This is a genomic window from Clostridioides sp. GD02404, from assembly GCF_045898275.1.
Lineage (GTDB): Bacteria > Bacillota > Clostridia > Peptostreptococcales > Peptostreptococcaceae > Clostridioides > Clostridioides difficile_A.
In genome coordinates, this window is record NZ_JBJOCA010000051.1 from 1 (window position 1) to 9,233 (window position 9,233).

Genomic DNA, 9,233 nt, shown 5'->3' on the forward strand with positions numbered 1-9,233 from the left:
GTTTATTTCTTTTTCCTTTTTTCAAGGACAAGTAATACTATATCACCTTTATTTATCCAAGTCAATATAATTTTTCATTTTTTTTAATTTTTTATTTCTCAGATATTTTTTATATTCAAATTTTTAAATTTAATACTGTTTAGAAGTGTTTATTTCATAAAACTAATATATATTCTATGCTCAATCTTCCTTTTTATTCTATAATTAAATTTTTTATTTGTAATAGATATTTATAATAGCATACATTTTCTAAGATTAATTTACATTTCTTTCACTTGTAATTTTTGTAATCTTGTATTAGATTAATATTAAAAAATAATTTATTAATAATTTGATTTACAATGACAATTTATATATATCAAAATATAATATCATACAAATACTATGCTACATTTTAGGAGGATTTTATTATGAGCAAAAAAGTATTAATCATGTCTGCTTCCACTGGTGGTGGACATAATAGAGCTGCTCTAGCTATTAAAGAAGAGCTTACTTCCAAAACAATTGATGGAGAACCAATTGAATGTGAAATAATAGATAGTTTAAAATTAGTTAATAACACAATGGATAAGATAATTTCAAGAGGATATGAAAAATCTGCTATATATACACCTAAAGCATATGGCAGTGTATATAGATTATCTGAAACGAATCTTTTATCAAAAAATGAATTTAAAGACAATTTAATAATAACATTTATGGCAAAAAAATTTAAAAAACTTATTAGAAATACAAAACCAGATTTAATTATTGGAACACATCCTTTTCCAATGATTGCTCTTAGTACATTGAAAAAAAACTTTAACTTACATAATAATGAATCAAATACTTATACAGAGTATTTTTATAAACATCACACAAACACGATTAATGTTCCTCCACTTATTTCTGTATTAACTGATTATACTACACATTCTACATGGATACAAAATGAAATTGATTATTATATAGTTGGTCATGAATATGTAAAAGAATTATTGGTATTTGATGGAGTTGAATCTAGTAAAATTAGAACCTTTGGAATTCCTGTAGAGAAATCATTTCTTTCCCATAGGGATAAAGAAGTCGTTCTTTCTGAGTTAAATTTATCTCCTGATAAATTGACAGTTTTACTTATGGGTGGTAGCTTTGGAGCTGGAAATATAAAAGAAACACTAGATGAGTTATTAGACACTGATAGAGACTTTCAGATACTTGTGATAACTGGTAGGAATGAAAACTTGAAAGAAAAAATAGAAAAAAAACTTATGTCTCGTTCTCATAATAAAAATGTATGTGTTCTTGGATATACTAATAAAATGAATGATATCTTAGCTTCTATAGATGTATTAGTAAGTAAACCTGGAGGACTTACTACGACTGAAGCACTTTTAAAAGATGTACCTATGATAGTTCCATATTACATACCTGGACAAGAAGAAGAAAATCTAGACTTTTTATCCAATTGTGGTGCTGCACTTAGAACTACAAAGAAATATAATTTATCAATATTATTAAAGGTTCTAATAGATGACCCAAGTAGATTAGAGATGTTAAAAGGAAATATTAAATCAATAAGAAAATCAAATTCAGCACAAAATATAGCTAATTTGATTTTAAGTATAATTTCTAATTGATAAAATAAATAAAATCCCTATAGTATATATTATCTATTAGGGATTTTTTATTTTCTAATTATTTAATATTAAATTGGTTCATAAAAGTCTTCTTCATAATCATACTGATAGTTTTTATAATTATTTCTGAATTCAGTGTTTTTGTTACGTGCAGTTTTCTTAGTTTTTTTCTTATTAGAAAAACTTATATCATCAAAATCATCATGTTTAGGTTTATCTTTCGATTTCATTTTTTTAACTCTTTTTTCTTTCATTGCATTATGTTCTTCTAAGTTCATAATTGGTTTCATGTTGCACCCCTATCAAAATTTTTAAATGATTTATACAAAAAATTATACAATACAGAAGAAATTTATTCAATAAATCTAAATCAAAATTAATTTGAATTTAACACCAAAAAATTACAAAAATCGAGGTATTAACCTCGATTTTTATATTTCTCTTCTACCTTCTAATGCTTTTGATATTGTAACTTCATCTGCATACTCTAAATCTCCTCCAACAGGAAGACCATGAGCTATCCTAGTAACTTTAATTCCCATTGGCTTTACTAATCTAGCAATATACATAGCTGTAGCTTCTCCTTCAATTGTAGGATTTGTTGCCATTATTATCTCTTTGACATCTTGATTGCCAAGCCTTTGTATAAGCTCCTTTATTTTTAGCATATCTGGTCCAATTCCATCCATTGGAGAAATCACTCCATTTAATACATGATATTTACCTTTAAACTCTCTCGTTCTCTCCATAGCTGCTACATCTCTTGGATCTTCTACAACACATATGACACTTGAATCTCTACTTTTATTTGAACACATACTACATGGGTCTGTATCTGTTATGTTACAACAAATTGAGCAATATCTTATTTCTCTTTTTGCATCTATAATAGCCTTGGATAAAGCTTCCACATCATTAGTATTCATACTAATTATATGAAATGCTAATCTTTGAGCAGTCTTTCTTCCTACTCCAGGAAGTTTTGAAAATTCTTCTATAAGTCTCGTTATTGGACCTGTATAAACTTGCATAAATATCACCTACTAGAATAACCCTGGTATATTCATACCTCCAGTTACCTTATTCATTTGATTTGCTTGTATATCATCAATATTTCTCAATGCTTGATTTATCGCACTTAAAACTAAATCTTGTAACATTTCTATGTCATCTGGGTCAACTACTTCTGGCTTAATAGTTATATCCAAAACTTCTTTTTTACCATTAACCTTTACAGTAACTGCTCCTCCACCAACTGAGGCTTCTACTTCTTTATTTTCTAACTCTTGTTGAGCTTTCTGCATATTTTCTTGCATCTTTTGAGCCTGCTTTAATAAATTATTCATATTTCCACCACCAGGCATCATTCCGCCTCCAAAACCTTTTTTAGCCATAAATACTATTCCTCCTAAACTTATTTTCATTTTATTATTATATCATAATAATATTTTATTATTTACTTTCATTTTCATCAATACTATCTTTTATTTCTAATATCTCTTCATCTACTATGTTCTTTAATATCTCTTCACCAATATCCTTTTTCTCTTTAACTTCAAGATTTATATCTTTGACCTCTGATGTCAATACTATTTTCACACTAAAACTTCTATTTAAAACATCTCTTATTGTTTTTTCTAAATAAGTTATTGTATCTTGGGAGCTTAGTCTAGTTTTCGCGAAATCAAATTTATCATCAAATATAACATACAACATATTAGAATATACGTTAAAACTTTTTACCTCACTTAAAAGTGCATATATTGGCATTTTTTTATCTTTTTTAATTTGTTTAAGTATATTCTTCCAAGATGACTCTATAAGTATAACATCCTCATTTTTTACATCTTCATAAACTACACTTTCTTTATTTACATCTATTTCTCTATTGACATCATATTCTTTTTCTTTGTTATTGCCCTGTTTTAAAACTTTAAAACTTCCTGATTCAATCATTTTTTCTAAGTTTTCAACTCTTTTAATAAGAGCTTCCTTACTTTCATCAAACATTGGTTGAGCAATTTTCATCATAGTTATTTCCACTAAAACTCTTGGATTTGAAGATGACTTTATATCATCTTGAGTTATTGATAATACATTTAAAATTCTTATCAAATCGTTTATATCTATGTTTTCAGATTGAAACTTAAGTTGTTCTATAGTTTCTTCTGGCAATGAAATTATTTCATCTAATTCTGATGACACCTTACATACCATTAAATTTCTAAAATGGTCAATCAAATCATTTATAAGGTTTCTTATATCTTTCCCCCATAAAACAAATTCATTTAATATCTCTAGAGATTTTTTAGTATCTTGTTCTACAATACATTGAGACAATTCAAATAACTGCTCTATGTTGACGCTTCCCATCAATTCAACAACATCTTTATAATCTATTTTATTCTCTCCAAATGATATACATTGGTCTAATATACTAAGAGCATCTCTAAGCGCTCCTTGAGAATTCCTAGCTATTAAATTAAGAGCTTTATCATCTATATCAATTCCTTCATCTTCACAAATCCTTTTCATTCTAAGAGTCATGTCCTTAACTGTAACTCTTTTAAAATCATATCTTTGGCATCTCGATAAAATAGTTGCAGGTATCTTGTGAGGTTCAGTAGTAGCCAATATAAATATTACATATGATGGAGGCTCTTCTAATGTTTTTAATAGTGCATTAAAAGCTCCTTGAGACAACATATGAACCTCATCTATTATATATACTTTATATTTAGCATTAGCTGGAGAATATTTCACACTTTCTCTAAGTTCTCTTATATCATCCACACTGTTATTTGATGCTGCATCTATTTCTACAACATCCATTGTATTGTCCTTTAATATAGATTCACATATCTCACACTCATTACAAGGTTCTTCATTTATTTTATTTAAACAGTTAACTGCCCTTGAAAAAATCTTTGCAGTAGATGTCTTACCAGTACCTCTTGTCCCACAAAACAAATAAGCATGTCCTATATTATCATTGTATATTTGATTTTTTAAAGTCTTAATAATATGATCTTGACCAATAACGTCCTCAAACTTTTGTGGTCTATATGCTCTATATAATGCTTTATGCATCTTTTTACCTCTCTTTAGTAAAATTAATAAAAAAATCCCTCATTATCTAAGGGATTAGTCTTTTATATATTAAATGCTGTACACCATCTATCGACTTAATTCCATAGGCGTTACCAAAACAGTTAGCTCAACTTAGGCACCCCCGCGGCACACAAAAGTGATCACTTACCGCTGCTTCCTTCCGGATCTGACGGGGTTCATGAGCTTTCATTGCGCAGGACCTAAGCATCAACACCACTTATTTAGGGCGGCCCTACAGAAAATAAGCCTTTAGATGGAATTCAATCCTGCTATAGCGGATTGCAGGTTACAGGGCACCGCTACCTCCCCATCTAGTACAGCAAAATTACAACCATATTTAATTACTTTTATTGTTTCTGGCGGAGAGAGTGGGATTTGAACCCACGATACAGTTTTACCCATATACTCGCTTTCCAGGCGAGCGCCTTCGACCACTCGACCATCTCTCCTTAATCTCTTTTTCTTAATGCCTTAAAAAATTCTTGCAATATGATCGAGCATTCTTCTTGCAAAACATCAAAAGCCACTTTTACATTATTATTATTAAAATAATCTAATTTAAACTCATGTTGTTTTTCTATATATGAATTTTTTATATGTCTTGTCCCTATTATAAGCTTTTTTATTCTAGAATTAACTATTGCACCACTACACATTATGCAAGGTTCCATTGTAACATACAAATCACAATCAGTCAACCTCCAACCACCTATTTTTTCTGATGCTTGCTTTATTGCTAAAATCTCTGCATGAGCTGTAGAATCTTTTAACGTTTCTGTAAGGTTATGAGCTCTAGCTATTATTTGATTATCTTTAACTATGATAGCTCCTATTGGTGTTTCTCTTTTACTATATGCTTTATATGCTTCTTTTAATGCTTCTTTCATATAAAATGAACTTTCCATAATTCCTCCCAAAACTTATAACAAACTTATCTTATCATAATTCATTTTATAATTCAACTTAATTTTATTTTGTTTATTTAATTATTAATAGATATCTCTATATTTTATTTAAATTAGTTCCAAAATAATCTTTATCCATTTATATAAGTGTTGATTTATAAAGATGTTTAGCATTTTATGATAGATATTTGATTATATAAATTCACATAAAAAAGCTATGAAATTTAATAATTTCATAGCTTTTTTAATTTATTGTTCATTCATAGTATGTCTTTTACATCAAAATATATTTCTACATATAATATCAATAGAGTATTATCTTATAACATCAACACCCATGTAAGGTCTTAGTTCTTCAGGAACTAATACAGAACCATCTGCTTGCTGATAATTTTCTAGTATAGCTGCTAGACATCTTCCTATAGCTAATCCAGAACCATTTAAAGTGTGAACATATTCTGCTTTTGATTTTTTATCCCTTTTAAATCTTATTCCTGCTCTTCTTGCTTGGAAATCTTCAAAGTTTGAACAAGAAGATATCTCTACATATCTATTGTAACTTGGCATCCAAACTTCTAAATCATATTTAAATGCAGCTGTAAATCCTAAATCCCCTGTACATATTTTTACAACTCTATATGGAAGACCTAACATTTGTAGCATAGTTTCAGCATCATGAGTTAATGATTCTAATTCATTATAAGAATCTTCTGGTTTAACAAACTTAACTAACTCAACTTTATTAAATTGATGTTGTCTAACTAAACCTCTTGTATCTCTTCCTGCTGAACCTGCCTCAGATCTAAAACAAGGAGTATATGCACAATATTTAATTGGAAGTTCTGCAACATCTAATATCTCATTAGCATGTATATTAGTAACAGGTACTTCAGCTGTTGGTATTAAGAAATACTCTAATCCTTCTATCTTGAACATGTCTTCTTCAAATTTAGGAAGTTGACCAGTACCTATAAAACTATTTCTATTAGCCATAAATGGAGGTAAAACTTCTGTATATCCATGTTTAGCTGTATGAGTATTTAAAAAGAAATTCATTAAAGATCTTTCTAATCTAGCACCTAAACCTCTATATAAAGTAAATCTTGAACCAGTTATTTTTCCAGCTCTTTCAAAATCTAATATACCTAGACCAGTACCAATATCCCAATGTGCTTTGTGTTCGAAATCAAATTTAGTAGGTTCTCCCCAAGTTCTTATTTGAACATTATCTTCATCTGTTTCACCTTGTGGAACCTCTGGATGAGGAACATTTGGTATTCTCATCAATGTGTATTCCATTTTTGCTTCTACTTCTTTTACTTTCTCATCAATACCTTTTATCTTATCTGATAACTCTTTTAATCTTGCTTTTTCTTCTGTTACATCTTTGCCTTCTTTTATTAATTGTGGTATGTTTTTAGAATTTACATTTAATTCATTTTTCATAACCTCAACTTCTTGAAGTATCTCTCTTCTTTTATTATCTAATTCAACCACAGCATCAAGGTCAAATTCTCTTTCGCCTCTTCTTTCCATAGCTTTCTTGATATCATCTAAATTTTCTCTTATTCTTTTAATATCTAACATATTAATTCCTCCTAATAATTTTGATAATATAAATTATAATTCCAATTAATTTACAAGTATTCTAGCTGTAAACTTTTAATTTAAACAAATTTGAAAAATAAAAAAAGACCTCCGTTTACCCTATAAAAGGGACGAAAATCTTTTATCCGCGTTGCCACCCTAATTGATTATACTAAAACGTATAATCCTCTCAGACCTATAACGTAGGTAAACCGTCTAGCTTTAACTAGAAGCTCTAGAGTAGATTCAAAAACCATTGTAATGAGTTCTCACCATCCACTCATTCTCTGAATACAATCTGTTTTTTACTATTTTCCTTCACCGCTTTTTAACTAATTGTTTTATTTGATAATCATTATATTATATATATTAACATCTTTCAATACTATTATTCAAATTTTTTTAGAATTTTCTTTAATTTTTTATATTAAATTCACTTTTTTACTTAATTGAAATTCTATCTTTTATCCATTGTATTTAAATTGCTCATATTATTAAATAATAATGAGGAAGGAACAAATGGAACTTTTATATTATTTTCATCAAATTTATTTTTGACTTTTTCCATTACATCAAAGTAAACATCCCAGTAATCATCAGTTTTAACCCATGGTCTAGCAACTATTTGCATAGTGTTGTTTCCTATAGAGTTTAAACCTATAATTGGTTTTGGGTCATCCAATATCCTTTTTTCATTTATAAAAATTTCATTCAATATGGACTTAACTACATCAATATCACTATCATATGAAATATTATATGAAAAATCTATCCTTCTTTTATTTTGATGTGTGTAATTAATTATATTGTTACTTGTCAATTGAAAGTTTGGTATAATTATGGTTTTATTATCTGGGGTTTTAAGAACAGTACTAAATATTTGTATATCAGAAACTGTGCCTTCTACACCTGAGCCTTGAATATAATCGCCTATATTAAATGGCTTAAAAAATAAAATAATCATACCTGAACCTAAATTTGATAATATTTCTTTAAATGCTAAACCTATACTAAATCCAGCAGCTCCTAATACAGCTACAACTGATGTAGTTTGTATCCCTATAATACCCAAGCTTATCAATGATATAATAGATAACATAGATATGTATATTCCATATACAATGAAATTATTTACACCTTTGCTCATTCCATATTTGATTAAAAACCTTGAAACCATCTTTTTTACTATCCTAGATATATAGATACCTATTACAAATACGATTATTGCATATATAATATTTGGTATATTATCACTAAAGTTATTAAGCATATTTTCTAAAGTTCTTTTAGTTATATTACTATTTGTTGAAGCAGTCTTAGCTAATGATAAAAAATTCATTTAACTCCTCCTTATGATAATATTCCTCTGTCCTCTAATTCTTTTGTTATAACTTCTATAGTCTCTTCTTTTAGTGTCTCAATTGTATGAATATGACTACATTCAGTTAGAACTGATAACTGTTTAAATTCATTTGTCTCAACCTTCTTCATAAAATTATCTATATCCATTTTAGAGTAAATATTAAGCTCTGCAGTTATCTGACCATATGTTGGATGATTTACGATGACATCCTTAACAATTCCACCTAAATCTACAATAATCTTTAATTCATCATAAATTTCTTTAGAATTCCTGTGATTCTTACATTTTATTTGCTTTGTAAAATATGGTTGATTATATATTATATATCCTTGAGGTGTAGCTATTATTTCAAATCCTCTAGCTCTTATAAGGGCTATATCTTGTACTATTACTTGCCTACTTACATTTAATATCTCAGCTAGCATTCCACCTTTTACAGGGCACTTAGATTCTTTTAAAATATCTATTAATTTGCTTCTTCTTTCATCAGAATTCATATTACACCTTCTTTCTAAATCAAAAACTTTGCCTATACTATATAATTCTATATTCTATCTTATTATAAATCAATATTGATTTTATATTCTATTTAATATTAAAGTTTATTGCAAATAAAAAAGATTACGTGGCTACGTCCTACTCTCCCAGGCG

Annotated in this window: 9 protein-coding genes, 1 tRNA gene, 1 other RNA gene and 1 other annotated feature; of the genes, 1 reads left to right on the forward strand and 10 read right to left on the reverse strand. The window is 28.1% G+C overall.

Annotated elements, in window-relative coordinates; all coding sequences use genetic code 11:
- Positions 1-410: 410 nt before the first annotated feature.
- A complete protein-coding gene (locus Q3287_RS19080; RefSeq protein ID WP_054268638.1) occupies positions 411-1,616 on the forward strand; it encodes an MGDG synthase family glycosyltransferase in 1,206 nt (401 codons plus the stop codon).
- 68 nt (positions 1,617-1,684) lie between these two features.
- Here the strand turns inward: Q3287_RS19080 and Q3287_RS19085 are convergent, their stop codons facing one another.
- The 10 genes from Q3287_RS19085 to Q3287_RS19130 all read right to left on the reverse strand — a co-directional run bounded on the left by Q3287_RS19085 (position 1,685) and on the right by Q3287_RS19130 (position 9,079).
- Positions 1,685-1,906: a hypothetical protein gene (locus tag Q3287_RS19085; protein WP_054268637.1), complete on the reverse strand. Its 222-nt coding sequence runs from the start codon at positions 1,904-1,906 to the stop codon at positions 1,685-1,687.
- 141 nt (positions 1,907-2,047) lie between these two features.
- Positions 2,048-2,647 carry a recombination mediator RecR gene (gene recR, locus Q3287_RS19090; protein ID WP_054268636.1) on the reverse strand — a complete coding sequence of 200 codons (600 nt, stop codon included), beginning with the start codon at positions 2,645-2,647 and terminating at the stop codon, positions 2,048-2,050.
- 12 nt (positions 2,648-2,659) lie between these two features.
- A complete protein-coding gene (locus Q3287_RS19095; protein ID WP_021382454.1) occupies positions 2,660-3,010 on the reverse strand; it encodes a YbaB/EbfC family nucleoid-associated protein in 351 nt (116 codons plus the stop codon).
- Between the two features lie 58 nt (positions 3,011-3,068).
- Entirely contained in the window at positions 3,069-4,706 is a 1,638-nt protein-coding gene (gene dnaX, locus Q3287_RS19100; protein WP_407964656.1) for a DNA polymerase III subunit gamma/tau, read from the reverse strand.
- 76 nt (positions 4,707-4,782) lie between these two features.
- An RNA gene (gene ffs, locus Q3287_RS19105) (signal recognition particle sRNA large type) lies at positions 4,783-5,047 on the reverse strand.
- A gap of 37 nt (positions 5,048-5,084) precedes the next feature.
- A tRNA-Ser gene (locus Q3287_RS19110) sits at positions 5,085-5,176 on the reverse strand.
- On the reverse strand, positions 5,177-5,632 hold the full coding sequence (locus tag Q3287_RS19115) for a nucleoside deaminase (RefSeq protein ID WP_407964657.1): 456 nt from the start codon (positions 5,630-5,632) through the stop codon (positions 5,177-5,179).
- A 315-nt stretch (positions 5,633-5,947) separates the two neighbouring features.
- Positions 5,948-7,219: a serine--tRNA ligase gene (serS, locus tag Q3287_RS19120; RefSeq protein ID WP_407964658.1), complete on the reverse strand. Its 1,272-nt coding sequence runs from the start codon at positions 7,217-7,219 to the stop codon at positions 5,948-5,950.
- A 124-nt stretch (positions 7,220-7,343) separates the two neighbouring features.
- Positions 7,344-7,550 (reverse strand) — a binding site (T-box leader).
- Between the two features lie 126 nt (positions 7,551-7,676).
- Positions 7,677-8,558 carry a mechanosensitive ion channel family protein gene (locus Q3287_RS19125; RefSeq protein ID WP_054268632.1) on the reverse strand — a complete coding sequence of 294 codons (882 nt, stop codon included), beginning with the start codon at positions 8,556-8,558 and terminating at the stop codon, positions 7,677-7,679.
- Between the two features lie 11 nt (positions 8,559-8,569).
- Positions 8,570-9,079 (reverse strand): transcription repressor NadR, encoded by a 510-nt coding sequence (locus Q3287_RS19130; RefSeq protein ID WP_021396376.1) that lies wholly within the window; start codon positions 9,077-9,079, stop codon positions 8,570-8,572.
- Positions 9,080-9,233 lie beyond the last annotated feature (154 nt).

Bases quoted from the DNA above. Each gene is read 5' to 3' on its own strand.
- serS (WP_407964658.1), bottom strand. From the start codon at position 7,219: ATGTTAGATATTAAAAGAATAAGAGAAAATTTAGATGATATCAAGAAA.
- dnaX (WP_407964656.1), bottom strand. From the start codon at position 4,706: ATGCATAAAGCATTATATAGAGCATATAGACCACAAAAGTTTGAGGAC.
- Q3287_RS19085 (WP_054268637.1), bottom strand. From the start codon at position 1,906: ATGAAACCAATTATGAACTTAGAAGAACATAATGCAATGAAAGAAAAA.
- Q3287_RS19080 (WP_054268638.1), top strand. From the start codon at position 411: ATGAGCAAAAAAGTATTAATCATGTCTGCTTCCACTGGTGGTGGACAT.
- Q3287_RS19115 (WP_407964657.1), bottom strand. From the start codon at position 5,632: ATGGAAAGTTCATTTTATATGAAAGAAGCATTAAAAGAAGCATATAAA.
- Q3287_RS19125 (WP_054268632.1), bottom strand. From the start codon at position 8,558: ATGAATTTTTTATCATTAGCTAAGACTGCTTCAACAAATAGTAATATA.
- Q3287_RS19130 (WP_021396376.1), bottom strand. From the start codon at position 9,079: ATGAATTCTGATGAAAGAAGAAGCAAATTAATAGATATTTTAAAAGAA.
- recR (WP_054268636.1), bottom strand. From the start codon at position 2,647: ATGCAAGTTTATACAGGTCCAATAACGAGACTTATAGAAGAATTTTCA.
- Q3287_RS19095 (WP_021382454.1), bottom strand. From the start codon at position 3,010: ATGGCTAAAAAAGGTTTTGGAGGCGGAATGATGCCTGGTGGTGGAAAT.